This is a genomic window from Microvirga flocculans ATCC BAA-817 (genome assembly GCF_000518665.1).
Lineage (GTDB): Bacteria > Pseudomonadota > Alphaproteobacteria > Rhizobiales > Beijerinckiaceae > Microvirga > Microvirga flocculans.
Map to the genome: position 1 here is coordinate 167,440 of NZ_JAEA01000002.1, position 22,958 is coordinate 190,397.

The window sequence follows — 22,958 nt, forward strand, 5'->3', positions numbered from 1 at the left end:
TATCTCACGCGAAGCCATTGGCGACCGCCCAATCCTTGAGGATGTGGAGGGTGTGGATAGCCTTGTCGATATCCTTGATACCGCCCTTATCCTTCCAACGGGTCACGTACTTGATAGCGGTGTGTTCCGCAGGACCAAGGCCGTTAGCCATGGAATACTCAAAGGGTTGAATCTTGAGCTTGCTGTAGTGGTTGCCACCAACCTGAGTGTCGAGAGCCGTGGGAGCGCCACGAGCCGCAGCCTCCTCATGGATCGCTGCGATGACCGCACGATCACGCTCGTACTCATGAGCCGCCTGAGCCTCCTGAACCGCAATGAACTCGTTCAAAGCATCCCGGTCATAATCAGGCTCATCGTCGTCAGAGGCCACAGCCTCATCATCCTTAAGGTGTCCATTTTCACCAGGGATCGGCGTTGCAGGGGCACCAATGGCTCCACAGAACGTCGGCATGGCGTCATTCTTCACGCAGGGGAACACGTCACCTTCGTTGATGTAGGTGCCACACAGGCCGCACCACACGCTCATCCTAGGAGCCGGCTCAACGGGATTTAGGTGTCTATCCTTGAAGTAATAGACGGCCCTCTTATAGAGATCGTACTCATCGAAGATCACGCGATAGGCGGGAGCGCCTTGCTCCTCGAAAACCTCATCAATGATGCCAACAGCACCTTCATACTTCGCCGGAACGTAAACGTCCGTCACATTGGAAACGCGAACCTTGTCGCCTTGGTTGAATTTAGCCATTCACGAAGCTCCATGGAATGAGATAGCCACGATTACCGATCCAGTAGATGCGGCCATTACTGGTGTCAGTGACGGAGGACGCCATGCGGCGGTACTCTCCGATTACGAGTTTGATGTAGGTGTCCATAGGATGACCTCCTTGTTCGTTGCGTCCCAATCAGAGGAGCGAAGGATGCGAGCGAGACGTGCCTGTACGAGTGCATCGTCCTCAGATAGCCCTTGCTTCTCATAGGCATGTACGATGCGTTCCCAAGCCACCGAGGGCGGTACAACAGCCCCATCAATGTGAAGGAGCGCCTCAGCCTTCTTAGGACCGATACCGGGACAACCGGGGTAGCCATCAGCCGTGTCACCGATGAGGGTCTGGTAGAGCCAGAAGTAGTCGGCAGACTCTTGGGTAGTCTCGACAACCTCATCCCCGCTGCCGCTATAGACGCGGGTGTTCGGGATGGTCTTAAGGTCCTTGTCCTGCGACACGATGATGTAGTCACCATCGTCCCGCGTGGCCCAAATGCCGAGGAGGTCATCAGCCTCCAGGCCGTCCACCTTCAGGGAGGGGAAGTCAGCCATCAGCCGATCACGCACTTGGAAGTAGCACATAGGCTTACGGACCTCTGCCCGATTGGTCTTGTAGGCAGGGTACAGGTTCTTACGGAAGCTCACGCCCTCAGAGAACGCAATGCGTACCTTGTCGGTGCTGAACTTCTCCTTGAGGTTCTCAAAGGAAGCCGTGACGGTCTTGTACGCCTCTTCCTCATTGGAGAAGAGAACCCAATTCTCTTCGTCCCACTTAACCTCGTGTTCTACAGCGACACAGCCTCGATAGAGAAACTGATCGCCGTCAATAAGTAGCGTTGGTTTCGTCATGATTTTCCTTTGGTTTGACCACGAGGAGCTTGCCTGTGGTGATTTCGTCCGTCTCGTACGGGGAGGAGTGATCCTCACGAGTGGTGAACTCGATGAAGCCTTGATTGAGGAGGTCCTCAGCCAAGTGCCGAGCGATTTGACGATTGCGGTATTCCTCATAGTGCTCACGCTCCTTGGCATCCATACGAGCCAGCATGAATCCAGACGTGCGTGTGTTAGCGCGGAGCGCCTTGCAACGGTCATACTCTACGAGAACGAAACCGTGTTTGAGGGCTAGGCCATGAGCAATGGCAATATCACGCTCACGAGCCTCGATAGGGTCCTCATAGGGGACCGTCTGAATGATCTTAGGAACGATGCTCAGATTGGGGTTTTCCATTCGGGTACTCCCATTGAACGCATGTGGTCACTGGTGCAGGGAGCCACATGAACGTCGTTGTGTTGCCATTCATGATCGGGATTGGAATAAGGGTGATAGTTTCTTCCGTCTTGAGACAGGCCCCATGGTCAACGCTGTCACACGCGGTCATGAGGAGTAGGGGAAGGAGTAGGAGTAGTCGCTTCATATAGCCTCCTCTCGATTGCAGGGGACGAAGAAGTATTCATAGGGACCGCCAATGTCGCAGAACGGCATTGACCAGGGGGCAGGGGGCGGGGGATGGAAGAAGAACTCCCTGATAGGCTGACCAAAGTGCCAGCCAAGCAGGAAGGCCACCACGCAGATGAGCGGGTGAAGGGCGAGGAGAACGCGGCTCATTAGGCCACGCCCTCCAAGGAAGCGATGTAAGCCCCAAGCTGATCGTAGCCACCTACACGCTTCCCCTGATGATAAATCTGAGGAACGGTGGTGAGCCCTTGCTCACTCAGGAACTTCTTGAAGATCGGGTGATTGTCGTAGCTCAGGAAGGTGTAGTTGAAGCCACACGCATCCAAGAGGTTCTTCGTCATCTCGCAGAACCGACAAGGCCGCACATGGCGACCAACGATAACCCAACCGTTTGCATTGAAATCTTCTGGTGCCATGTGTGGCCTCCTTAGTCAGTGATTACGAGAGAAGGGTTGCGACCTTACGGGCCGTGAGGAGAGCGCGGTCAGCTTCGTCATGAGCCGCCTGAACCTCGTCACGAAGACGCTTGGCCTGATCCTCAGCCGCGAAAGCCTCGTCTCGCTTCTGAGACGCGAAGGCGTCGAGGTCATCGACCATCTTCTTCAGACCCTTCGTGATGGATGCGTAGGATTTACGGAATGTCAGCATGGGCATATCCTTTCATAGTAAGTCGTATGTCAGTCTACGAGCGCAGACCAAGAGACAGGGAATAAGGGACGGATGATGCGATCCCACTCAGCAGCGAGGTCGCGGATTTCCTTCTGAGCGTCAGGACGGCTACGAGCCTTGTACGCCTGTGCAAAGCTGTAGAGGTTTCCTGTGACCCAATAGGTAGTCATCATGGATTGCGGGAGGACCATACGAGCCTGTTCAGCGCATACACCCATAGTGAGTAGGCTGCGATAAGCTGCGACGGCATCATTCTCAGACGAGATTTGGAAGTATCGTGCGCTGTGATGAGACTCATCATAGAACACTTCGTCCGTGCTGCCTTGCTTCTTATTCTCCGCAGCCATGCGATAGCCTTCGGGATGGTAGAAGGTAGGCTCCTCAGTCACGTACCGCCTTGAGATTTCGTTATAGACGAACCCCACGGTATGCTTGAATCGCTGACGAGCCACGAAGATCGGGATTTCCTCGATCAGTGTGATCGCCGTGTGACCGAATGGTGTCCAATGGGTAGGCATTGACTTGGCCCACTTGAGAATACGTTCGATTTCATGGTCATTCGTACCGTTCCACAGAATGTCCACGTTGTCCTGCCATTCACGGCTCTCACAGCCTCTTGCGAGGAACTGGATGAGCCGCTTATCAGCGTCCTTGAGTTCCTTACGGAAGATACCTTGAGGTTCCCCAAGGTCATCCGTACGGCCATCAGAGTAGTCCATGTAGGTATGGTACTCCGAACGCTTCCCGAAGCTCACACGAGCCGCATTGACCACACGGAGGTCATCCCCCATGTGGTCCTCATAAGTCGCTTTAATCATGCCCTTCATCCAGGTCCTCATCAGATTCAATAACGACGCCGAAGGTGTTCTCTAGCCAAACAAGTCCTTTCACGGTCGGCCTCCACTCACGAGAGTAGACGTTTCCGTAAAGGCGCGTGCTAATCAGGCCAATACTCGCTGCCATAGCGACGTATTCAGCGTTGGAACGAGAGTAATCACTTTGGACCGTGAACCCTCTCCGGTACGCTTCAAGAATGACTTCGGCTAACTTTTTGTCGGTCGTGGAAACGCTCATTCCACTCTCCACACGCGAACGCCGCCCTCCACCTTACGGACACTGAACTTCCGCTTGTGACGCCTTCCGTAGTCATGGGCGGTGGGTGCGATACGCTCTGAAGTGGTGTTTGGAATGAAGATGGAGTCTCCGACTTCCATATCTCCCCAAGGATATCTCCGCTCCCGATGAGCGTTGGGAATGGGGATTCCCTTTTCGATTTTGATGGTCATTAGTGTGTCTCCTTCCACGAGTTTCCAACGATGTACTTGCTGTCCAGACGGCACCTGAAGCCGTACTTAGGCCCTGTGTCCTTGGCGCTTTGCACCACGATGGGGCCGATCACGTCCTCCAGGCCCTCACGCACGGCAATCTGAAGCTCGTCATGAATCCATCCGAGGATCACGAAGTCTCCGTCCCATCCCCAACGGTAGCCAGCCGCAATCAGGTTATCGTGGGTGTCCACGAGCCACCGCTTGCACAGGATCGCGCCTGTCGATTGCAGGAGGGAGTTGAGGGCTGAGTGCTTCGCACGGACAGGCACATGGCGTCCGTCGAGGCTCTTAAGGAAGCCCTTCTCAGCCTTACTGCCCACGACCTCGATCAGTCGCTTACGGGCAGGGAAGTACTTGAGGAGGCTTTGCTTCAGCTTCTTTCCGGCGTTCTCAAGTTGCTTCGGACCCACGCTGGTCGCCTTACCGAAGAACTTCCGGTAAAGCTCATCAGCCGCCGTGGTCAGCTTGAGGTTCTTGAGGTTGTTCACCAGACCGAAAACGATGTTCCCGGCCTTTGCAGGGCCGCAGCCATAGAGATCGGCATAGGTGATCGTCTTGGAGTTATCGCGTACCGTGTCATGGAGAAGGCTCTCCTTGTCACGTTCGCCTTCGATGAGGCCCATAGCGATAGAGTGAGTCCAATGCACATCACCGTTCACCACGGTATCGGCATAGGTCCCCTTATCGAACGCAGCCATCCAATGCGCGAGGCATCGTAGCTCCAGGCCCTCAAAGTCACAGCCCAAGAGCTTCCAGCCCTTAGGAACCGTGAAGAGAGCGCGGCACTCCTTACCGTAGGGCTTTGAACCCTTCGGCACCTGAGCGATGTTGGGGTTGTAGTGAGCGGCTCGTCCAGTGACCGTCCCCATGGTGTTGTAGGACGCATGAATCTTGCCGTTCTTGACGTGCTGTAACCACGCCTGTTTACCGTCCCCAAGCTGCCCCAGGCGCTTCTGAACGAGGAGGAACTCAATCAGGTCCTTCGCTTCAGGAAGGTCGAGATTTTCGAGAACTTCTTCGTCCAGCTTGGGAGAGCCCTTGTCGGTGTACTCATCCGGTTTCCAGCCAGCTTCCAAGAGCTTCTTGATGATGTGCTTGCGTGAGCCGGGGTTGAACGTCACGGTCTTGTACTTCGTGACGGGATCACCCTTGAACACCTTGCGGGTTTTCCAGATTGGATCACCCTCTTTGGTGTACTCAACGTACTCCTCTTCAACCCAAGTCCCTGTGTAGCCAAGTTTGGCGTTCGGGCGCTTGGGTGTGAAGATTCGGTCAACCTCCTGCCAAGAGCCGAACTTCTTGACAAGATGCTCCTCAAGCTCCTGCTTACGTGCCGTCAGCTTCGTATAGAGTTCGCCAGCCGCCTTCTCATCGAAGGGCCAGCCAGCCATCTCCATAGCGAAGCAGACCTCAGTAGCGCGATGCTCCAAGGTCACAGCCCGTTGGTCCATCTCGTGAACCTTCAGGTAGCGATAGAGCGCGGCACCCGTCACACAGTCTTGGAGGCAGTAGTCCTGCATCTCCTGTGACCACGCATCGAAGCCGCCTTGGTAGTCAGCCTTGTGGATGCCCACACGATGACCCCAAGCCTCTAGGGAGTCCTTCCCCACGAGCTTGCCGGGGAACCCATCCTTGACGAGTTCCTTATCGGTCTTTTTGATGTTTGGATAAGCCAGCCGCGCAAGGACGAGGCTATCGTGCCTTACGGGCTTTTGCGGGTCCCAACCGTGGACCTTCTTGAGCGCGGGGAAATCGTATCTGATGCCGTTGTGGGCAACGAGGAGTTCGGCATCCCCGAGAAAATCAAGTGCCTCCTCGATCTGGTCGTACCGCCACGAGTGTTCTTCCCCCGTTTCGATGTTGACCGCGCAGATGCACCAGATTTTCGTGACCCCTTCGAGGAGGTCGTTACCTTCGATATCAAAGAATAGCTGCATGGAGCCTCCTCTCTGTGTTGAGCAAGGAAGCCGATGGGTTGCTGTAAGCCTCCGTCGTAAACCGTTATGTCCGTCATCAACGGACCCATGTTGGGCCAGAAGAAGTCGTCATACATAGTAGGTCGTATGTGTTTGCTCATAGGTCTAAGTCTCCGAAGTCCCCATACCCATCTGCGGGGAGGAGCCTTCCTGTTTCGCGGTTGTACTCAAGCACGTCAGCCGCGCCCGTCGAGCCGTGTTCACGGTTCTTCAGAATACGCATGACGCTAATGTGCGCGTTCTCCTCGTCCTGCTGGTTGCGCTCCAGGCCCACCACACCGTCTGACAACTGCTTGAGAGAGCCAGAGCCACGCAGTTGGTTGAGCGATACCCGCCCACCTTCCTCGTGTGCCTTCCCTTCAGGCTGCTTCAGATGAACGATGGCGATGATGCCTACACCCGTCTCCTCAACGAGAGAGCGGAGCTTCGTCATCAACATATCAATGTCTCTACGCTCACCCTCGCCAGAACCCTCCTGGCCGGAAACCACGATGGAGATATGGTCGAGGATGATGAAGTCGCACTTGAGGGCTACCGCCATGTATCTGAGTTGAGTCAGCAACCTATCGGACTCCAGGGAGCCGAAGTGGTTGTAGAAGTACATGCGGTCGGCAATGACCTTTTCACGGGACGCTTGCCATGCCTCAATCGACAGGATGCTCGTGTCAGCACGAAGCTTTCCGAGCGGCACATTGTTGTCGATGGCGATATAACCCTGAGCGGTTTTCTTATGAGACTCCTCAAGGTACACGTTGCCGATGGTCAGCCCATGTGCCTGATGGAGATGGTAGCCAAGCTCTCGTGCGAGAGTGGACTTACCAATACCGCTGCCAGCCGTGAGAAGCAGGAGTTCCGCAGGACGGATGCCTCCGTACAACTCATCGAACTTGGGATAGGGCGTGGAGTACCCCGGAACGGACCCTTCCATGAGGTCCTCAAGGGAAATCTCCGAGCCGCTAATGATCCCATCCGGCCTCCACAGTTGGCGGTTCCAGAAGGCGTCAGAGATAGCCTGTGGACCGGCCTCTAAGAGCGTCTCATTGGCGTCCTTGTAGGGGAGCGTCATGAGGTACGCTTTACCGGGAGGGAGGAGCGGGAGAACTTCCTCTGTGGCCTGACGGCCCTGTTCGTCCTGATCGAAACACAGAACGATTTCTTCAAAGGTGTCGAGCCATTCAAGATTGGCTTCGACCGTTGGTACAGCCGAGGACACGCCGTTGGGCAAGCTCACCACAGGCCACTTACCGTCTCCCATGACCTGAGCCACGGAGAGGGCGTCAATCTCGCCTTCAGTGATTACAAGGCGCTTGCCGCCGCTGTAGAGATGCTGCCCATAGAACGGGAGGTTCTTACCGTTACCGAGGGTGGTAATGTCCTTCTTACCATCCGGCTTGTTGGAGAACCTGATCTTCTGAGCGATGAGCTTCCCGGTCTTTGGGTCCCGGTAGTTCATAATGTGACAAGGCTTGCCCTTGTGTTCGCCCACAAGATAACCGAACTTCTGACATACAGCTTCGCGCAGACCGCGCTTCTTAATGTCCTGTGCGGAGCCTGAGGCCCACGACTTCGATGAGGACTCAAAGCCCTCTGAGGTTTCGTCGTTTACGTCATTCACTTCTGCTCCTTCCAGAGTTCCAGGTTCTTTGCAGGACCAACAGTAGGTCGTGCCGTTGTCGTAGACCGCGTTAGCGTCTGACGAGCCGCACTTCTCGCAGTTGGTGTGGTAGAGGAATGTGCCGGGAGGCAGTTTCTTGCGTCGTCGTTTCGTCATTTCATGAGAAAGTCCTCAGGATCGAGGGAGGGAGGAGGCCCCTAAGAGCCTCCCATAGTAGAGTGTATGTGATTAGACACGCGGAACGAGATGATAGACCGCGTAGTGGGTGTCGCCTGACGGAACCATCTGCGTGTGAATGTTGAAGCCAGCCTTACGCAGTTCGTGAATACGAGCCGCGAGGCGGGTCACACCCAGGCTGAAGCCGCCAAAGAGCGAGAGGGAACCATTGCGCTCCAGATGCCGCAGAACCTTACGAGTCTGAGGATTGAGAGCGAGAGCGTCGGTTGCGTTTACTTTTGCCATGTTCTTTTGCCTCCTTAATCCATTCTTCGGGAATGGTCTTTTCCGCCCAAGGGAAGCCATGCGTATCAGCCCACTTTGCGTAGGTGGTCTTACTGCCCTTGTAGATCGGGAGTGATGCGTTATCGAACACGATCCGAATATCGAGGTCAGGATGCTGTTGCTTCACGAGGATCATCTTCTGACGTTCCTGTGTCGCAGTCTTCTGATTAGCCCGATGGCCGAAGCGGCCCTTGCCTTCGATGATGATGTTCGATCCTTTGAGGATGAAGTCGGGAAGGTACTCACTGTCACGAGCCGGGACTTGGTAGGGGACCGTGAGACTCTCGTACTCAAAGTCCACCCCCTCGTTCTCCAACTGCTCTGCGAGGCTATCTTCAAGCTTTGACTTGTAGACGGCCCTTAACAGTACCGGACGTGGTGATTTCTTCCCTCGCTTAGATGTCGAGGTCGCCATCTCCCTCATCTCCGAAGCTGTCATCGTCGTCGTTATCGAAGCCTTCAAGGTCATCGAATCCGCCATCCGAACCCTGCTTCAGTTCAGCAACCTGAATGGCGTTCATGTAGCCCACGAGATGACCATTGCCGATGGTCAGGGAAACCTTCATGCGGATCAGCGACCCGCCACCAAGGATGGTGTCCTCAGGGTACTTGTCCTTACCCTTCGCCTTGAAGAGAGGGACCTTGTTGTAGCTCTTGAAGGTCAGGAACTTGTTGCCCTCCTCGTCCTCACGGATCGGAGTCTTTTTACCGTTCTTGAGCTTCCCGCCTGGAGCCAACTGCTTCACGGCGTCGTCAATGATCTTCTGGACCTTCGCCATATCGGCATCGTCCAAAACGAGGTCGCATTTGTAGCCAACCTCCTTGCCTTCATACGTGTCCTGCTTGTCCAGCTTCGGGTAGCGAGCGCGTCCAAGGGGAGTGATGAAGGAAACGTATTCTTTCTTATCTGCCATCTGATAGCACCTCGTATGTTAGAGAAAATGGGAAGGCGCTGCGTCCTTCCTTAAGGTCAACAAAAGTGCAGAAGGAGGGCCGAGAACCCTCCTTCCTTAAGGTCAACAAAAGTGTCACCCGAAGTCGTAGAACCTCCCGAAAGCCTGTAGCCGGTAGGGCTTACCCTTCGTGTGCTTCAGGTATTTCTCACCCCTGAAGCGGCTCAGGAGGATGCGCCCTCGCAGGAGCGAGAGCGTCCATCCCCCATCGTCCGTGAAGCGGTAAAAGAACCACATCAGGCGTCCTCATCAGCGAACGCGAAGCCGAGGTTGAAGTCGTCCTCGTGCGCGTTCTTGAGTGCCTCTATGTCGTACCCGCGCTCGACAAGCTCGACCTCCATATCCAGAGATAGCGGGAGGCCAGCCTTAATGCGGGAGATTGCGAAAGCCAGAAGTCGGTCAAAGGTCATGATATGTCTCCGTGTCTGATATGGATTGCTATGCGAAAGCGTAAAAAGAACGCAGTACGTCCCTGATTTGGTACGAACCCGTCGAAACCTCTTCACGCTTCGGGAGCCTCTCGTGGTTGAGAAGTTGTGCCTTGTTCTCTTCCAGAACCATGCTCAGAACGTCATACTTCCGGTAGAGATAGCAGAACGTATGTGACACGACCTTACGGAACGCATCAGCTTTCCCTGCGTGACAACCGAAGCTGTCATGCACGAGGGCAACGTCCTTGATGCCCTTCTTAGCGGCCACGTACACGACCATCTGGAGATGGCAAGCGTCGTAGCTGTGAACGAACGATGGGGCCACGGCATTAGCCGCCGCGTTCTTGTCGATCCCTGTAGATTGCTCTTGGTTCGACTGTTGCACTTGGAACCGGACGCCACGATCCATCATCCACAGACGGAGCTTCTGGCTCTTGTGGTTGGGATAGTGGAGGACCACAGGCATCCCCATGGGAGTCGTCCAGATCACAGGCTTGCCCTCGTGGGCCGTAGCGCGAGCGATCTTCTGAAGGAACTCCATAGCCTCCTGAGGCCGCTTCACGACCTCTCCAATAGAGTCATAGGTGGTCCCTCCGAGCATCTTGGCTGCGGTCCATCCCGGCCAGCACACTTCCGTCTTGCCGTTCTTGGGCGTGAAGGTATCGGCTGCCACCTGATAGGGGTGGAGTTTCAGGCGCTTCGTGACGACCTTGTGTTGGAGGGGTTGCATCGTGTCCTCCATCACCTGAGTCATCATGCCGAGGCGCTTGGCCGAGTAAGCCCAAGTCATAACGTTTCGCTTCACCATGCCACGGTCAATGTCCCCAAGGATCAGGTTGGCGACCTCATGGAACTCGTGGTCGGGGTCCTGAGCCATGAGAGCCACCTTGGCCTTCACGACGTTCGCCACAGCCTGATACACGTCAGAGGGCCGCTCGTTGTTCGTGAGGTTCACGAGAGGAGCCGTCTGGTCGCAACGGGTCATGGCCGCGAAGTGCTGAAGGCCCGAGCAAGTACCATCGAAGCTCACAGGCAGATGAGATACGTACTCGCATGGGATAGGGCAAAGCAAAGCGTTGCGGAGGTCGATAGCCGCCGCGAGGAACATGAAGGGCTTGTCTGCCTCCGTCCACCAGAGGTCCTGAGTAGGGTCTGCCGCCATCTCAAGGATGCGGTTGATGTTCTCATTGACCCACTCCACACGCTCCGCGAATGGCTTCTTCGATACCTTGTCGAAGTCACCGCAATTGGCGAGATGGATCATGAGCCAGCGAAGCCCATCGTGACCAAGTTTTACTCCGTCAGCGAATAGGAACATTGCCCTAACGTAGTCTTGACGCTGGAAGTGGAAGTAGGTGCATCCGTACACACGACCGCGATAGTCCATGTTCATGGGAGTCCAGAAGCGGTTCCCACGCTCAAGCAAAATCTCAGCCGTGGACACGTCCGTATTGTAGACCTCTCTAAGACCAATGAGGGCGCGGTTAGCCGCACGAATGTCGGAACGCTCCTTCTTCGCAGCCTTCTGCTCCTCCTCGCTCATTGCCGCCCAAACGTCGTCAGCGAGCTTCGCGGGGAGCTTCTCATCCTGCTTGGTCGGGAGGCCCTTCACAGCCACGTTATTCAGGTACGCCCACTTGACCATCTCAAGCACAGGGGCATTGATCGACCACGCGACCTGAGACGCCGCCGTGAGGGCGTCAAGCACAGGCTTGGCGGTCCCGGCCTTAATCGCAGCCTTGAGATGCTGATAGGACAGGCTCTTGGAGCTACGCCGGATCAGAGGCACCTTGTACTGGCGACCATTGCTCTCAAGGGTCAGGTACATCCCCTCCCATGCCGGGGGCATAGAAAGCTGCGGGAGGGCCACAGGGCGCTTCTCAAGCACAGCCTTGGTGAACTCCTGGGCGTACACGAGAGCGCCCTCAGTGAGCGTCAGATGAGGCTGAACGTAGTCCTCGCCCTCCTCAGGACGGACAAGCACGAACACATCGTCAAGCTCCATCAGGACCTCAGTGAGCCACGCACCCGCCATATCCCGCTCCTCGTTGGAGGCGAAACCGTCGAAGTAGTAGCCATTCTTCCCGGCCATGACCTTGAGGGAGGTCTTACGGGCCTGAGCGTTGCTGTTCTTCCGTGCCCTCTTGTCGAGGTTCAGGGCCAGCTTCTCATCGAAGGCCACAAGACCCGCAGCGTAAAGCTCATCGGCCATGAGGTCCCCGAGATAGCGATTGGTGTCCTGAAGGTCCATCTCATCAGCGATACAGTGTAGCCCGCCCTGGAAAGCAACAAGAGCGATCTTCTCAGGGGAGAGGATGGAGAAGGTGTCAGCGATCCCTTTCATCGAGGAGCGAGAGGAGTCATTGAGCTTCTTAAGAACCACGTCGTATGCTGTGTTGAAGTGTTTCTGGATCAGAGCCATGGCCTCAGAGGAGGCACCATAGCCGTACCCTTGGACCGTACGAGACTCATGCTTCTCATGTTTCTCTTTAGCCAATTCAAAGGAGTCAAAATGCTTCATGTGTCTCTCTCCTGTCGGGTTGTCGCTCGTTCCTTAAGGTCCACAAAAATGCAGACGGACGGCGGATATACACGAATTACTATGTGATGTGGGACAAAAAAAGTCCCAACGGAAATCACACGTTGTCGCATGGCATAGTTGGGACTATGTGATTAATACGGGAAGTAACCCCTTGTTATGCAAGAGGTTTCTCACATACGAAGTTGGGACCCATACACAAATAGTTGAAATAATGTCATTCTCGTGGCCGCACGCCAAGAGCTGTGACATATTTGCAATAAAGAGGACGAGGATGGACAAGGCTGCGCTCGTAACCGGCGGCGCGCAACGCATCGGGCGGCGAATCGTCGAGCGCCTTGCCGGCGATGGTTACGCGGTGGCGATCCATTGCCGCCGTTCGGCCGACGAGGCGGAGAGAATGGCTGCGGGCATCCGGCATGCCGGCGGAAGGGCCGTCATCGTGCGGGCCGATCTGGCGGACGGCGATGCCGTCGCAAGCCTCGTGCCCGAGGCCGTGCGCGCGCTCGGCCCGCTCTCGCTTCTCGTCAACAACGCTTCCGAGTTCGAGCCCGACGAGGTCGAGACGCTGACGCAGGAGCGCTGGGACCGTCACTTCGCCGTCAACCTGCGCGCACCCGCTTTTCTCGCCCGCGACTTCGCGCTCCAGCTGCCCGCCGAGGCCCAGGGGAGCATCGTCAACATCGTCGACCAGCGCGTCTGGAAGCTGACGCCGCAATTCTTCTCCTACACCCTCACGAAGGCCGCGCTCTTCACCGCGACGCAGACCATGGCCCAGGCGCTCGCGCCGCGCATCCGCGTCAACGCCATCGGGCCGGGGCCGACCCTGTCGAACGTCCGCCAGGGGGATGAGGATTTCGCCAAGCAGAGCAGCGCCGTGCTCCTCGGCCATGGCGGCACGCCTGACGAGATCGCCGATGCGGTGCTCTATCTCGCGAAGGCCGGCAGCGTCACGGGCCAGATGATCGCCGTCGACGGCGGCCAGCACCTGGCATGGGAGACGCCGGACGTGGCCGGGATCAGGGAGTGAGCGCGATCGCCGAGATGAGACGGCCGTAATCCGGCTCGCGGCGGTGGGTGGTGCGGCGGTAGCTGAAGAACCGCTCCTCGTCGGAATAGGTGCACAGCCCGAGATCGGTGAACGCGCCGATTCCCGCCGTCTCCAGGCGCGCGCCGATGAAGCCCGGCAGGTCGAACATGGCATGGCCCGGCCTCTCGGCCGGCGCGAGGAAACGCTCGTGGCCGGGGGCCTCCCTGTCGAAGCGCTCGATGAAGTCGGGGCCGACCTCATAGGCCTTCTGGCTGATCGTGGGGCCGAGCACGGCGACGATGTCCTGGCGCCGGGCGCCGAGCCGCTCCATGGCCGCGACGGTGGATTCCAGGATTCCGGTCACGGCCCCGCGCCAGCCCGCATGGGCTGCGCCGATCACGCGGGCCTGCGCATCGGCGAACAGGACCGGGCCGCAATCCGCCGTCGTGATGCCGAGCGCGAGGCCGGGCGTCGCCGTCACCATCGCATCGGCCTTGGGACGCTCGCCCGTCCAGGGGCCTTCCACGATCACCGCGTCGGGCGAATGGACCTGATACACGCTGATCAGGGCATGGGGCGCCACATCGAGCGCCTGGGTCATGCGGCGGCGGTTCTCCTGCACGTTCGCCGGATCGTCGGAGGAGCCGATGCCTCCGTTGAGCGAGGCGTAGATTCCGTCCGACGCCCCGCCCTGCCGCGTGAAGAAGGCGTGGCGGATCGTCGGCTGGGAGGCGAGGGCGGGAGCTTGGATGAACATGGCGCGATCTTACGAGGAGGAGGGCAGGGCGGGCAATCCGGGAACGGCCTGGACGCCCTCATGTGTAACCGCCAAAACCTTAAACAGCTCTCCCATGCCCGTCGCGCCACGCTCGGTGAGGCGCGCAAGCGCCCGGTCGATGTCGTCGGCCTGGGCGGGCGTGGCGCGGGCCTTCAGGGCGGCGGCCCTTGCCGCGATTCCGAGCGCCTGCAGGAAGTCGCCCTGGGTGACGATGCCGTGGACCCGGGCCTTGCAGGCCAGCGCCGCCTGGGCGAGGCGGTGGAAATCGACATGGGTGGTGAGATCGGCCTCGCCCGGCTCCTCCAGGGGATCGACGCTCCGGTGCCTCTTCAGTGCCTGAAGCGTGTCCCCGAAAGCGGGGCCCCAATAGCCGTAATCGAGGATCAGGGCCGTTCCGCCGTCGCGGGCGATCCGCCCGGCAAGCGCGCTCATGACATCGACCGATGCGGCGGGCCATTCCATGACATCGCCGTCCCTCAGGGGATTGCCGAGGGCCGCCTCGGGCTCCGGACGCAGGCCGAAGATCAGGCGCTCGCCCTCCAGGCCGACCAGACGCTCGCACCAGCCGCGCCCGGTGGCCAGGAACTGGCGCACGGGCAGGGCATCGAAGAACTCGTTGGCGACGAGCAGGATCGGCCCCGGCGGCACGTCCTCGATCCGGTCGTGCCATTCGACGGGCCCCCCCGCAGAGGCGAGGGCGGCCCTCTGCCGCTGCCTCAGGGCGGGGCTCGTCTCGACGAGATGGACGCTGGCCGCGGCCCTGAAATCGGGCAGGAGCCGCGTCGCCCGCAGCAGGTCTGCCATCAGCGTGCCGCGTCCCGGTCCCAGCTCCACAAGGCGGCAGGGGGCGGGGCGGCCCATGCCGTTCCAGACCTCCAGCATCCACAGGCCGATCAGCTCGCCGAACATCTGGCTGATTTCCGGCGACGTGGTGAAGTCGCCGGTCGCGCCGAGCGGGTCGCGGGTGGCGTAGTAATGCGCGAGGCACAGGCTCATATAGCGCTCGACGGTGATCGGCCCCTCCAGGGCGATCATCTCGCGCAGGCTGTCCTTCAGCGGTTTCACGCGGCCTCGGCCGCCTGTTTCGGGCGCGTGTAGCCGCGCACGGCCAGGACGATGAAGCCCACGCCCGCCAGCGCCATGGGGACCGAGAGCAGCATGCCCATGGTGATGCCGCCGCCGAGGGCCTGGACCGAGCCGCCGAAGAGGAAGCCGAGCTGCTCGTCCGGCTCACGGAAGAATTCGCAGACGATGCGAGCGACCGCATAGCCCAGCACGAAAAGGCCGCCGAGAAGGCCGGGCCTGCGGAATCCGAAGCGGCGGGCGGCGACGGCCATGACGATGAACAGGATCAGGCCTTCGCCGAAGGCTTCGTAGAGCTGGCTCGGATGGCGCGGCACGGGGCCCGCATGGGGGAAGACCACAGCATAGGGAAAATCGGGGGCCGGACGGCCCCAGAGCTCGCCGTTGATGAAGTTCGCGATGCGGCCGAAGAACAGGCCGATGGGCGCCACGACCGAGGCCATGTCGAGCATCGCCAGCGCGCTGAGCCCGCGCGACCGGGAAAACAACGCGATGGCGAGCGCCGCTCCCAGGAAGCCGCCATGGAAGGACATGCCTCCGCGCCAGACGGCGAAGATCTCCAGCGGATGCGCGAGATAGGCGTTCAGGTTGTAGAACAGCACGTAGCCCGCCCGCCCGCCGAGCACCACGCCGAGCGCGACCCAGACGATGAGATCGTCCACATCCGTCGCCTTCGGCTGCTTCAGCCCGGCCCAGAGTTCGGCCTTCGCGGCTAGGCGCTTGGCGTAGAACCAGCCGCCCAGCAAGCCGGCCACATAGGCCAGGGCATACCAGCGGATCGCGAAGGGGCCGATGGAGATGGCAACCGGATCGATGAGGGGAAAGGACAGAGGCATGAGGAGGCCTTGATGATCGGGCTGCCATTGGACCTTTCGGGGATGGATCGTCAACCCTGTTGCAGTTTGCGGCGAATGCGCCCATGTGTGGCGTTCCAGGGCCGCTGGGCCCGCCGAACGCTGTGGATGTGACCCCAATGACCCAATCGAACCGGATCTTCGATGAGCTCGCCCGCTTCGCCACCGATGCCGCTGGAGCGGCCCAGGGGGTCCGCCGGGAGGTCGAGAGCGTGGTCCGCAGCCAGTTCGAGCGCCTGATCAAGGACATGGACGTCGCCACCCGCGAGGAAGTCGAGGTCCTGCGCGAGATGGTCTTGGCCGCGCGCGAGGACAACGAGCGGCTCGAGGCCCGGGTGAAGGAGCTCGAGGCGAAGCTGGCCTCCACCGCCGGCACCGACCCGGCGGCGCCTTGACCGTAGCGGAAGCCCGGTCTGCTTCCAGCGCGGGTCTCCTGTTGTGGACAGGTGAATCCGGCCATTGTGACGGGGGGCGAAATCTAAGACTGTCGATTCATGAGCTGATTCGAGGCGGTTCGCGGCGGAACTTCCGAATATCGAAGGTATTCTGAGTACTTCTTCCGAATAATGCCCGAATGAACGCAATGGTATTGCCCTTATGTGTTCAGCATATTGGGAAAATTGAGTTTATCGGATCGACATGTCGCAGATTCATCTTGAAATCGACCGCTTGGAGCATCCTCTCGATGTGGTCGAGCGTCTGGCTTCCCTGCGGCATTGGATCTTCGACCGCGCCGAAACGGACGAAATGTCCGTCTCCGTGGCGGGGCGGTGGGCGGATTACGACATCGCTTTCACCTGGATCGAGGACGTGGAGGCCCTGCACGTGGCCTGCGCCTTCGACCTGAAGGTGCCCGAGCGGCGGCGGCAGGATGTTCTCCAGCTCATCTCGGCGGTCAACGAGCAGCTCTGGGTCGGCCATTTCGACCTGTGGAGCACCGAGAACGTGGTGATGTTCCGCCACGCCCTGCTTCTGGCGGGCGGCGCCGACCCGACCGACGGCCAGTGCGAGACCATGCTGCGCGTGGCGGTGGAGGCCTGCGAGCGTTATTTCCAGGCCTTCCAGTTCGTGATCTGGGCCGGCAAGTCCGCCCGCGAAGCCCTCGACAGCGTCCTTTTCGAAACCGAAGGCGAGGCCTGACGCATCGAGCGGAACGGCGCGCCGGACCTGCCTCGACAGGGCGGGAGCGCGTGAATAGAGTGCCGCGATCCATCGCCATTCCGTCAGGTTTAGCCCATGCCGAACGCAGCCCATCTCCCGTCGTCGCTCATTCTCGTGGGGGCCGGCAAAATGGGCGGCTCGATGCTGGAGGGCTGGCTCAAGGTGGGCATGGATCCTGCGGGCGTCACCGTGCTCGATCCGCATCCCTCCGAGGAAATGGCCCGCTTCTGCCGGGAGAAGGGCATCGCCCTGAACCCCGCCGCTTCCGCCGCTCCCGACGTGCTCGTGCTCGCCATCAAGCCGCAGATGCTCGATGCGGCGGCACCCGCGCTGAACGATTGCCTGGGGCCCCGGACCCTTCTCGTCTCCATTCTCGCCGGCAAGACCATCGGCGACCTGCGCGCCCGGCTTCCCTCCGCCGGGGCCATCGTGCGCGCCATGCCGAACCTGCCCGCCAGCATCGGGCGCGGCGCGACGGGCGCCGCCGCCAACGGACAGGTGAGCGAGGAGCAGCGCCTCATGGCCGACGCGCTGCTGGCGAGCAACGGCATCGTCGAGTGGCTCGCCAGCGAAGATCTGATCGATGCGGTCACGGCCGTGTCGGGCTCGGGCCCGGCCTATGTGTTTCATCTCGTGGAATGCCTCGCTGAGGCGGGCATCGCCGCGGGCCTGCCGCCGGACCTGGCGCAGCGCCTCGCGCGCGCCACGGTGACGGGCGCGGGCGAGTTGCTGTTCCAGAGCGACCTGCCGCCTGCAACCTTGCGTCAGAACGTCACCTCGCCGGGCGGCACGACGGCGGCGGCGCTCGCGGTTCTCATGCGCGATCCCGATGGAATGAAGGCGCTCATGCGCGAGGCCGTCGCTGCGGCCAAGCGGCGCGCGGAGGAGCTCGCCGGCTGAGCCGTGCGACCGGCTGAATCTTGGGATTGGCGCGCTCCGCCCCTAGATTAGGTCTCGATGGAATTCTTTCAGGAGATGGATCGTGACGGCACAGGCTTCCGCAGCTCCCACGGACAAGCGCAAGGCGATCGTCGAGGCGCTCATGGATCTCGCCTCCCATCGGCCCTGGCGCGAGATCGAAATCGGCGACATCGCGAAGGCCGCGAACGTCTCCCTCGCGGAGTTCCGCGATCTCTTCCCCTCGAAAGGAGCCGTGCTCGGCGCGCTCTCCCGCATGATCGACCGGGAGGTGCTGGAGGGAACGACCGACGATCTCGCCGGGGAGCCCGCGCACGAGCGCATCTTCGACGTGATGATGCGCCGCTTCGATGCGTTGCAGCCCTATCGGCAAGCCCTGCGCCGGATCGCGCAGGACCTGCAATACGATCCGTTGTCGCTTGCCGCCCTCAATCAGGTGGCGCTCAACTCCCAGCGCTTCATGCTCGCGGCCGCCGGTATCGACACGGAGGGGCCGCTCGGCACGCTGAAGCTCCAGGGCGCGGTGCTCGTCTGGGCCAATACCATGCGCACATGGCTCGACGACGACGATCCGACCCAGGCCAAGACGATGGCGCGGCTCGACCGGGAATTGCGGCGCGGCGAGCGCATCCTCGAAGGCGCGGAAGATCTGCGCCGTCTGAGCGCGCCTTTCCGCGCCGTCGGACGCGCCTTCCTGCAGGGGCGCAGGCCGTCGCGCCCGGAGCGACGCCGCACGCATGACGAGAACGGCGAAGCGGACAATCCCGCAGCCGCCATTTAAAGCACAAGCAGGGGGCATCATGGATCAGGCGCGTTCGATCACACCGCAGATCGCGTTCGACGATTTTCTGAAGGTCGACATCCGTGTCGGCCGTATCGTGACCGTCGAGCCGTTTCCGCAGGCGCGCAAGCCTGCCTTCAAGCTCACCATCGATTTCGGCCCCGAGATCGGCACCAAGCGCTCCTCCGCGCAGATCACCGTCAATCACACGCCGGACGATCTCGTCGGATCGCTCGTGCTCGCCGTGGTGAATTTCCCCCCGCGCCAGATCGGCCCCTTCATGTCGGAGGTCCTGACGCTTGGCGTGCCCGATGCCAATGGCGACGTCATGCTCATCCGTCCGGATCGCGACGTGCCGGTGGGCGGAAGGCTTTACTGATCAGGCCGGCAGCCGCACCGTGGCGCGCAGGCCACCGAGCGGGCTTTCGCCGAGAACGATGTCGCCGCCGTGGGAGCGGGCGATGTCGCGGGCGATGGCGAGGCCCAGGCCCGAGCCGCCCTCATCCTGGTTGCGCGCTTCGTCCAGGCGCACGAAGGGCTTGAAGACTTCCTCGCGCAGCTCCGGCGGAATGCCCGGCCCGTCGTCGTCCACATGGAGAACGAGCCAGCGCGTCTCGTGATTGGCCCTGATCTCGATCGTGTCCCCGTGCCGCGCCGCATTGGAGACGAGGTTGAAGAGCAGGCGGCGGAAGGCGTCGGGGCGCACCGTGATCATCGGGTCGCCGGTGATCTCGAGTTCCGTCACATGGCCCTGCCGCTCGGCGTCCATCTGCGCCTCCTCGAGGAGCTGGCGCAGATCCGTCTCCACCGCCTGCTCGCCCGCGTCGCCCCCCTCGCCTCGGGCGAAGGCGAGATAGCCTTCGAGCATGCGGCTCATCTCGTCCACGTCGCGCTTCAGGTCCTCGACCTCGGGCGTCTGGCCGAGGAAGACGAGCGAGAGCTTGAAGCGGGTGAGAATGGTGCGCAGGTCGTGGCTCACGCCGTTGAGCATGGTCGTGCGCTGCTCGATGTTGCGCTCGATGCGCCGCTTCATTTCGAGGAAGGCGTGGCCGGCCTGGCGTACCTCGCGCGCGCCGCGCGGGCGGAACTCGATCTCGCGGCCCTTGCCCAGGGCTTCCGCCGCTTCCGCGAGGCGCAGGATCGGCCTGATCTGGTTGCGCAGGAACAGGATGGCGATGCCGAGCAGCACGAAGGACGAGCCCGCCATCCACACGAGGAAGATGTGCGAGTTGGACGCATAGGCCTGACTGCGCCGCGCCAGAATGCGCATCACGTCGTTCTGATCGAGCTTGATGCGGACCTCCACATAGCTCGAGCGACCGACCGTATCGAGCCAGTAGGGACGGTCGATCTGCCGGCGCAATTCGTTCGACAGGGTCTCGTCGAGGATCGAGAAGAAGGGCTTCGGCCCCGGCGGCGGCAGGTCCGTGTTGCGCAGGATGTCCACGTCGAGCTGCAGGCGTTCGGAGGCGATGCGCGAGAGAGTGTCGACGTCCTTGTCCTGCGGATAGCTCTCGTAGATGTCAATGAGCGCCGCGATATCCGCCGTGACCGCAGAGGAGAGACGGCGGGTCACGAGCTCGTAGTGCCGCTCCATGAACACATAGGCCACGACGGATTGCAGCAGGATGACCGGCGCGATGATGATGATGAGCGCGCGTGCATAGAGGCCTTTCGGGAGGAAGCGTCCGAACCAGCGCGCCGCCCGGTCGAGGGGAGTGTACTTCAGGGTGGCGCCGATCTTCATCGGTCGATCACGAGGCGATAGCCGATGCCGCGCACGGTCTGAAGGAAAATCGGGTTCGCCGGATCCGTCTCGATCTTGCGGCGCAGGCGGTTGATCTGAACGTCCACCGTGCGCTCGTTGGCGGCGAAGCCGTTGCCCGCGAGCGCCTCGCGCGGAACGTTGTCGCCCGCATGGCTGCCGAGGATCGTCAGGATCTCGCGTTCGCGCTCGGTGATCCGCACCAGCTCGTCCCCGCGCCGCAGCTCGCCGCGGTCGAAGCGGTAGGAGAAGGGGCCGAAATGGATCATCTCCGGCACAGCCGCGCTCTCGTCGCTCTGCACAGGCACGGCGCGCTTGAGGATGTTGCCCAGGCGCAGGAGCAGCTCGCGCGGCTCGAAGGGCTTGGGCAGGTAGTCGTCCGCGCCGATCTCCAGCCCGGTGACCCTGTCGGAAGCGTCCGCGCGGGCCGTGAGCATCAGGATCGGCACCTGCGACGTCTGGCGCAGGCTGCGGGCATAATCGAAGCCGGATTCGCCCGGCATCATCACGTCGAGCACCAGGGCATCGAAGACGAAGTTCCCGGACTTGGCCCGTGCCTCCGCGGCGCTGGCCGCGGCCGTCACGCGGTAGCCGTTCTCGATGAGGAACCGGGTCAGCAGGTCGCGCAGGCGGCGGTCGTCGTCCACCACGAGGACGTGCGGGGCGTGGTCGGGAATGTCGATGCGTGGGTCCATCGGGCCTCGGGCGGTACTGTCCGGCTCCTGCTTTATCAGGTTTCCTCCGAGCCGAATACGAGGTGCTTCACATGGGCGCTGTCGCTCGGATCGATGAGGCGCAGGAGATAGCGGCTCACCATGTCCTTCGCCTCGGGCTCCATCTCGGACAGGGCCCGCGTGATGCGGCACGTCTGCAGCGTGGCGAGCTTCAGGGCCAGCTCGTGGCCCTTGGCGGTCGCATGAAGGAGCCGCTGGCGCCGGTCGGCGGTGCCCGTGCGGCTCTCGATGAAGTTCTTCTCGATGAGCTCCTTCAGGACCCGGTTGAGGCTCTGCTTGGTGATCCGCAGAATGTCCAGGAGTTCCGCGATGGTCAGGCCCGGGTTGCGGCTCACGAAGTGCAGAACCCGGTGATGGGCCCGGCCGAAGCCGTACTCGTCCAGGATCCGGTCCGGATCGCTGACGAAGTCGCGATAGGCGAAGAAGAACAGTTCGATGAGGTCATAGGTCGGGGGCTCGGCGAGGGTGTCCTTGCCGGAGGGGGGAGACTTCAAGGCCCGGATCGCGTCTGGCAACGTCCTTATCCCAAATGATATGTCAGTCTTGTTGACATATCTCAGGACGATTGTTACTCGTCAAGCCGCTTCCGCGAAATGAATGAAACTGAAATCGTCTGGAAGCGAACCGGAAATTACACGGCCCCGGTCGCCACAAAGGCCTGCTGTCAAGGAGAAGAACGATGTCCGCTACCCCCCTCGATCAACGCGATGGATGGATCTGGTTTGACGGGCAGCTCGTACCCTGGAAGGAGGCCAAGATCCACGTCCTCACGCATGGCCTGCATTACGGATCGAGCGTGTTCGAGGGCGAGCGGGCCTATGGCGGCCAGATCTTCAAGTCCACCCAGCATTCCGAGCGCCTGAAGCGTTCGGCGCAGATCCTCGATTTCGAGATCCCCTACACCGTGGCCGAGATCGACGCTGCCAAGCGCCTCGTTCTGGAGAAGAACGGCCTGACGGACGCCTATCTGCGCCCCATAGCCTGGCGCGGCTCCGAGATGCTGGCGGTCGCCGCCCAGCAGAACAAGATCCATCTCGCCATCGCCTGCTGGGAATGGCCGAGCTATTTCGACCAGGCGCAGAAGATGAAGGGCATCCGCCTCGACATCGCGCAGTACCGCCGCCCCGACCCGGCGACCGCGCCTTCCACCGCCAAGGCGGCGGGCCTCTACATGATCTGCACGATCTCCAAGCATCAGGCAGAGAAGAAGGGCTATGCGGACGCCATGATGCTCGACTGGCAGGGCCGCGTCGCCGAGTGCACGGGCGCCAACATCTTCTTCATCCGCGACGGCGTCGTTCACACGCCCATCGCGGATTGCTTCCTCGACGGCATCACCCGCCAGACGGTGATCGAGCTGGCCAAGCGCCGGGGGCTCGAGGTGGCCGAGCGGCGGATCATGCCGGAGGAGCTTGCGGGCTTCAGCGAGTGCTTCATCACCGGCTCTGCCGCCGAGGTGACGCCGGTCTCCGAGATCGGGCCCTACCGCTTCCAGCCCGGCGCCATCACCAAGGCGCTGATGGACGATTATTCGGCCGAAGTGCAGCCCAAGAGCAAGGCTGCCTGAAGCAGGGCGGCCCGAGCCGTCCTATCCTGTGATTGTCATGCCCGGCCCCGTGCCGG

Annotated in this window: 29 protein-coding genes; 7 read left to right on the forward strand and 22 right to left on the reverse strand. The window is 60.7% G+C overall.

From position 1 onward, the window contains the following. Positions 1–4: 4 nt before the first annotated feature. The 16 genes from L879_RS24175 to L879_RS0103965 form a co-directional block, all read right to left on the reverse strand. Positions 5–745: a DUF3310 domain-containing protein gene (locus L879_RS24175; RefSeq protein ID WP_245265163.1), complete on the reverse strand. Its 741-nt coding sequence runs from the start codon at positions 743–745 to the stop codon at positions 5–7. Continuing rightward, positions 738–872: a hypothetical protein gene (locus L879_RS24460; RefSeq protein ID WP_275944443.1), complete on the reverse strand. Its 135-nt coding sequence runs from the start codon at positions 870–872 to the stop codon at positions 738–740. Before L879_RS24460 ends, L879_RS24175 begins: the two co-directional genes overlap by 8 nt. Beyond that, positions 848–1,612 carry a hypothetical protein gene (locus tag L879_RS20375; RefSeq protein WP_051435018.1) on the reverse strand — a complete coding sequence of 255 codons (765 nt, stop codon included), beginning with the start codon at positions 1,610–1,612 and terminating at the stop codon, positions 848–850. Before L879_RS20375 ends, L879_RS24460 begins: the two co-directional genes overlap by 25 nt. Then, entirely contained in the window at positions 1,587–1,991 is a 405-nt protein-coding gene (locus L879_RS23850) for a hypothetical protein (RefSeq protein WP_161634631.1), read from the reverse strand. Before L879_RS23850 ends, L879_RS20375 begins: the two co-directional genes overlap by 26 nt. A 377-nt stretch (positions 1,992–2,368) precedes the next feature. Then, entirely contained in the window at positions 2,369–2,635 is a 267-nt protein-coding gene (locus L879_RS0103910; protein WP_051435019.1) for a glutaredoxin family protein, read from the reverse strand. Between the two features lie 22 nt (positions 2,636–2,657). Next, positions 2,658–2,867, reverse strand: coding sequence for a hypothetical protein (locus L879_RS0103915; protein WP_154664076.1), 210 nt, complete (start codon positions 2,865–2,867; stop codon positions 2,658–2,660). Between the two features lie 29 nt (positions 2,868–2,896). After that, positions 2,897–3,715: an FAD-dependent thymidylate synthase gene (thyX, locus tag L879_RS0103920; protein ID WP_051435020.1), complete on the reverse strand. Its 819-nt coding sequence runs from the start codon at positions 3,713–3,715 to the stop codon at positions 2,897–2,899. After that, the gene (locus L879_RS20380) at positions 3,699–3,962 is read right to left on the reverse strand and encodes a hypothetical protein (protein WP_051435021.1); all 264 of its coding nucleotides are present in this window, start codon (positions 3,960–3,962) and stop codon (positions 3,699–3,701) included. The genes thyX and L879_RS20380 overlap by 17 nt, the downstream gene beginning before the upstream one ends. Before the next feature lie 211 nt (positions 3,963–4,173). Beyond that, positions 4,174–6,153 carry a DNA polymerase gene (locus L879_RS0103930; protein WP_027314955.1) on the reverse strand — a complete coding sequence of 660 codons (1,980 nt, stop codon included), beginning with the start codon at positions 6,151–6,153 and terminating at the stop codon, positions 4,174–4,176. A gap of 136 nt (positions 6,154–6,289) precedes the next feature. Beyond that, positions 6,290–7,963: a DnaB-like helicase C-terminal domain-containing protein gene (locus L879_RS0103935; protein WP_084020701.1), complete on the reverse strand. Its 1,674-nt coding sequence runs from the start codon at positions 7,961–7,963 to the stop codon at positions 6,290–6,292. A 72-nt stretch (positions 7,964–8,035) separates the two neighbouring features. After that, entirely contained in the window at positions 8,036–8,269 is a 234-nt protein-coding gene (locus L879_RS20390) for a helix-turn-helix domain-containing protein (protein WP_035458632.1), read from the reverse strand. Further along, a complete protein-coding gene (locus L879_RS23105; protein WP_161634632.1) occupies positions 8,217–8,723 on the reverse strand; it encodes a PDDEXK family nuclease in 507 nt (168 codons plus the stop codon). The genes L879_RS20390 and L879_RS23105 overlap by 53 nt, the downstream gene beginning before the upstream one ends. After that, positions 8,704–9,222, reverse strand: a complete 519-nt coding sequence (locus tag L879_RS0103950; protein WP_027314958.1) for a hypothetical protein — start codon at positions 9,220–9,222, stop codon at positions 8,704–8,706. Before L879_RS0103950 ends, L879_RS23105 begins: the two co-directional genes overlap by 20 nt. A 114-nt stretch (positions 9,223–9,336) precedes the next feature. Then, positions 9,337–9,498: a hypothetical protein gene (locus tag L879_RS23525; RefSeq protein ID WP_154664077.1), complete on the reverse strand. Its 162-nt coding sequence runs from the start codon at positions 9,496–9,498 to the stop codon at positions 9,337–9,339. After that, positions 9,498–9,671 (reverse strand): hypothetical protein, encoded by a 174-nt coding sequence (locus L879_RS23530; protein ID WP_154664078.1) that lies wholly within the window; start codon positions 9,669–9,671, stop codon positions 9,498–9,500. Before L879_RS23530 ends, L879_RS23525 begins: the two co-directional genes overlap by 1 nt. Before the next feature lie 28 nt (positions 9,672–9,699). Continuing rightward, positions 9,700–12,213 (reverse strand): DNA-directed RNA polymerase, encoded by a 2,514-nt coding sequence (locus L879_RS0103965; RefSeq protein WP_027314959.1) that lies wholly within the window; start codon positions 12,211–12,213, stop codon positions 9,700–9,702. Positions 12,214–12,505: 292 nt separating this feature from the next. Between L879_RS0103965 and L879_RS0103970 the strand changes: the two genes are divergently transcribed. Beyond that, the gene (locus tag L879_RS0103970; protein WP_027314960.1) at positions 12,506–13,261 is read left to right on the forward strand and encodes an SDR family oxidoreductase; all 756 of its coding nucleotides are present in this window, start codon (positions 12,506–12,508) and stop codon (positions 13,259–13,261) included. Here L879_RS0103970 and pgeF read toward each other — a convergent pair. The 3 genes from pgeF to lgt are packed head-to-tail and all read right to left on the reverse strand — an operon-like array spanning position 13,251 to position 15,958. Next, on the reverse strand, positions 13,251–14,018 hold the full coding sequence (gene pgeF / locus L879_RS0103975) for a peptidoglycan editing factor PgeF (protein WP_027314961.1): 768 nt from the start codon (positions 14,016–14,018) through the stop codon (positions 13,251–13,253). The two genes, L879_RS0103970 and pgeF, sit on opposite strands and share 11 nt — an antisense overlap. 9 nt (positions 14,019–14,027) lie before the next feature. Then, a complete protein-coding gene (locus tag L879_RS0103980) occupies positions 14,028–15,104 on the reverse strand; it encodes a class I SAM-dependent methyltransferase (RefSeq protein WP_027314962.1) in 1,077 nt (358 codons plus the stop codon). After that, a complete protein-coding gene (gene lgt, locus L879_RS0103985; protein WP_027314963.1) occupies positions 15,101–15,958 on the reverse strand; it encodes a prolipoprotein diacylglyceryl transferase in 858 nt (285 codons plus the stop codon). Before lgt ends, L879_RS0103980 begins: the two co-directional genes overlap by 4 nt. 137 nt (positions 15,959–16,095) lie before the next feature. On the opposite strand from lgt, the gene L879_RS0103990 reads away from it, so the two are divergent. The 5 genes from L879_RS0103990 (at position 16,096) to L879_RS0104010 (ending at position 19,215) form a co-directional block, all read left to right on the forward strand. Then, positions 16,096–16,371: an accessory factor UbiK family protein gene (locus L879_RS0103990; RefSeq protein WP_027314964.1), complete on the forward strand. Its 276-nt coding sequence runs from the start codon at positions 16,096–16,098 to the stop codon at positions 16,369–16,371. 244 nt (positions 16,372–16,615) lie between these two features. Further along, positions 16,616–17,116, forward strand: coding sequence for a type III secretion system chaperone family protein (locus L879_RS0103995; RefSeq protein ID WP_027314965.1), 501 nt, complete (start codon positions 16,616–16,618; stop codon positions 17,114–17,116). 96 nt (positions 17,117–17,212) lie between these two features. Beyond that, on the forward strand, positions 17,213–18,037 hold the full coding sequence (proC, locus tag L879_RS0104000) for a pyrroline-5-carboxylate reductase (RefSeq protein WP_027314966.1): 825 nt from the start codon (positions 17,213–17,215) through the stop codon (positions 18,035–18,037). 142 nt (positions 18,038–18,179) lie between these two features. Then, positions 18,180–18,836 carry a TetR/AcrR family transcriptional regulator gene (locus L879_RS0104005; protein ID WP_154664089.1) on the forward strand — a complete coding sequence of 219 codons (657 nt, stop codon included), beginning with the start codon at positions 18,180–18,182 and terminating at the stop codon, positions 18,834–18,836. Positions 18,837–18,855: 19 nt separating this feature from the next. Beyond that, complete coding sequence (locus L879_RS0104010; RefSeq protein WP_027314968.1) at positions 18,856–19,215, forward strand: tRNA-binding protein; 360 nt, start codon at positions 18,856–18,858, stop codon at positions 19,213–19,215. Here L879_RS0104010 and L879_RS0104015 read toward each other — a convergent pair whose 3' ends face one another. Genes L879_RS0104015 through L879_RS20395 form a run of 3 tightly spaced genes read right to left on the reverse strand, consistent with a single transcriptional unit; the run spans position 19,216 to position 21,829 of the window. Then, positions 19,216–20,583: an ATP-binding protein gene (locus tag L879_RS0104015; RefSeq protein WP_027314969.1), complete on the reverse strand. Its 1,368-nt coding sequence runs from the start codon at positions 20,581–20,583 to the stop codon at positions 19,216–19,218. Next, a complete protein-coding gene (locus L879_RS0104020) occupies positions 20,580–21,296 on the reverse strand; it encodes a response regulator (RefSeq protein ID WP_027314970.1) in 717 nt (238 codons plus the stop codon). Before L879_RS0104020 ends, L879_RS0104015 begins: the two co-directional genes overlap by 4 nt. 35 nt (positions 21,297–21,331) lie before the next feature. Then, positions 21,332–21,829: a MarR family winged helix-turn-helix transcriptional regulator gene (locus tag L879_RS20395; RefSeq protein WP_245265164.1), complete on the reverse strand. Its 498-nt coding sequence runs from the start codon at positions 21,827–21,829 to the stop codon at positions 21,332–21,334. A gap of 185 nt (positions 21,830–22,014) precedes the next feature. On the opposite strand from L879_RS20395, the gene L879_RS0104030 reads away from it, so the two are divergent. Then, the gene (locus L879_RS0104030) at positions 22,015–22,902 is read left to right on the forward strand and encodes a branched-chain amino acid aminotransferase (RefSeq protein ID WP_027314971.1); all 888 of its coding nucleotides are present in this window, start codon (positions 22,015–22,017) and stop codon (positions 22,900–22,902) included. The last annotated feature ends 56 nt before the right edge of the window (positions 22,903–22,958 follow it).

Excerpts from the sequence above, each read along its gene's own strand:
- L879_RS24175 (WP_245265163.1), bottom strand. The coding sequence starts at position 745 with ATGGCTAAATTCAACCAAGGCGACAAGGTTCGCGTTTCCAATGTGACG.
- L879_RS24460 (WP_275944443.1), bottom strand. The coding sequence starts at position 872 with ATGGACACCTACATCAAACTCGTAATCGGAGAGTACCGCCGCATGGCG.
- L879_RS20375 (WP_051435018.1), bottom strand. The coding sequence starts at position 1,612 with ATGACGAAACCAACGCTACTTATTGACGGCGATCAGTTTCTCTATCGA.
- L879_RS23850 (WP_161634631.1), bottom strand. The coding sequence starts at position 1,991 with ATGGAAAACCCCAATCTGAGCATCGTTCCTAAGATCATTCAGACGGTC.
- L879_RS0103910 (WP_051435019.1), bottom strand. The coding sequence starts at position 2,635 with ATGGCACCAGAAGATTTCAATGCAAACGGTTGGGTTATCGTTGGTCGC.
- L879_RS0103915 (WP_154664076.1), bottom strand. The coding sequence starts at position 2,867 with ATGCTGACATTCCGTAAATCCTACGCATCCATCACGAAGGGTCTGAAG.
- thyX (WP_051435020.1), bottom strand. The coding sequence starts at position 3,715 with ATGAAGGGCATGATTAAAGCGACTTATGAGGACCACATGGGGGATGAC.
- L879_RS20380 (WP_051435021.1), bottom strand. The coding sequence starts at position 3,962 with ATGAGCGTTTCCACGACCGACAAAAAGTTAGCCGAAGTCATTCTTGAA.
- L879_RS0103930 (WP_027314955.1), bottom strand. The coding sequence starts at position 6,153 with ATGCAGCTATTCTTTGATATCGAAGGTAACGACCTCCTCGAAGGGGTC.
- L879_RS0103935 (WP_084020701.1), bottom strand. The coding sequence starts at position 7,963 with ATGACGAAACGACGACGCAAGAAACTGCCTCCCGGCACATTCCTCTAC.
- L879_RS20390 (WP_035458632.1), bottom strand. The coding sequence starts at position 8,269 with ATGGCAAAAGTAAACGCAACCGACGCTCTCGCTCTCAATCCTCAGACT.
- L879_RS23105 (WP_161634632.1), bottom strand. The coding sequence starts at position 8,723 with ATGGCGACCTCGACATCTAAGCGAGGGAAGAAATCACCACGTCCGGTA.
- L879_RS0103950 (WP_027314958.1), bottom strand. The coding sequence starts at position 9,222 with ATGGCAGATAAGAAAGAATACGTTTCCTTCATCACTCCCCTTGGACGC.
- L879_RS23525 (WP_154664077.1), bottom strand. The coding sequence starts at position 9,498 with ATGTGGTTCTTTTACCGCTTCACGGACGATGGGGGATGGACGCTCTCG.
- L879_RS23530 (WP_154664078.1), bottom strand. The coding sequence starts at position 9,671 with ATGACCTTTGACCGACTTCTGGCTTTCGCAATCTCCCGCATTAAGGCT.
- L879_RS0103965 (WP_027314959.1), bottom strand. The coding sequence starts at position 12,213 with ATGAAGCATTTTGACTCCTTTGAATTGGCTAAAGAGAAACATGAGAAG.
- L879_RS0103970 (WP_027314960.1), top strand. The coding sequence starts at position 12,506 with ATGGACAAGGCTGCGCTCGTAACCGGCGGCGCGCAACGCATCGGGCGG.
- pgeF (WP_027314961.1), bottom strand. The coding sequence starts at position 14,018 with ATGTTCATCCAAGCTCCCGCCCTCGCCTCCCAGCCGACGATCCGCCAC.
- lgt (WP_027314963.1), bottom strand. The coding sequence starts at position 15,958 with ATGCCTCTGTCCTTTCCCCTCATCGATCCGGTTGCCATCTCCATCGGC.
- L879_RS0103990 (WP_027314964.1), top strand. The coding sequence starts at position 16,096 with ATGACCCAATCGAACCGGATCTTCGATGAGCTCGCCCGCTTCGCCACC.
- L879_RS0103995 (WP_027314965.1), top strand. The coding sequence starts at position 16,616 with ATGTCGCAGATTCATCTTGAAATCGACCGCTTGGAGCATCCTCTCGAT.
- proC (WP_027314966.1), top strand. The coding sequence starts at position 17,213 with ATGCCGAACGCAGCCCATCTCCCGTCGTCGCTCATTCTCGTGGGGGCC.
- L879_RS0104005 (WP_154664089.1), top strand. The coding sequence starts at position 18,180 with ATGGATCTCGCCTCCCATCGGCCCTGGCGCGAGATCGAAATCGGCGAC.
- L879_RS0104010 (WP_027314968.1), top strand. The coding sequence starts at position 18,856 with ATGGATCAGGCGCGTTCGATCACACCGCAGATCGCGTTCGACGATTTT.
- L879_RS0104015 (WP_027314969.1), bottom strand. The coding sequence starts at position 20,583 with ATGAAGATCGGCGCCACCCTGAAGTACACTCCCCTCGACCGGGCGGCG.
- L879_RS0104020 (WP_027314970.1), bottom strand. The coding sequence starts at position 21,296 with ATGGACCCACGCATCGACATTCCCGACCACGCCCCGCACGTCCTCGTG.
- L879_RS0104030 (WP_027314971.1), top strand. The coding sequence starts at position 22,015 with ATGTCCGCTACCCCCCTCGATCAACGCGATGGATGGATCTGGTTTGAC.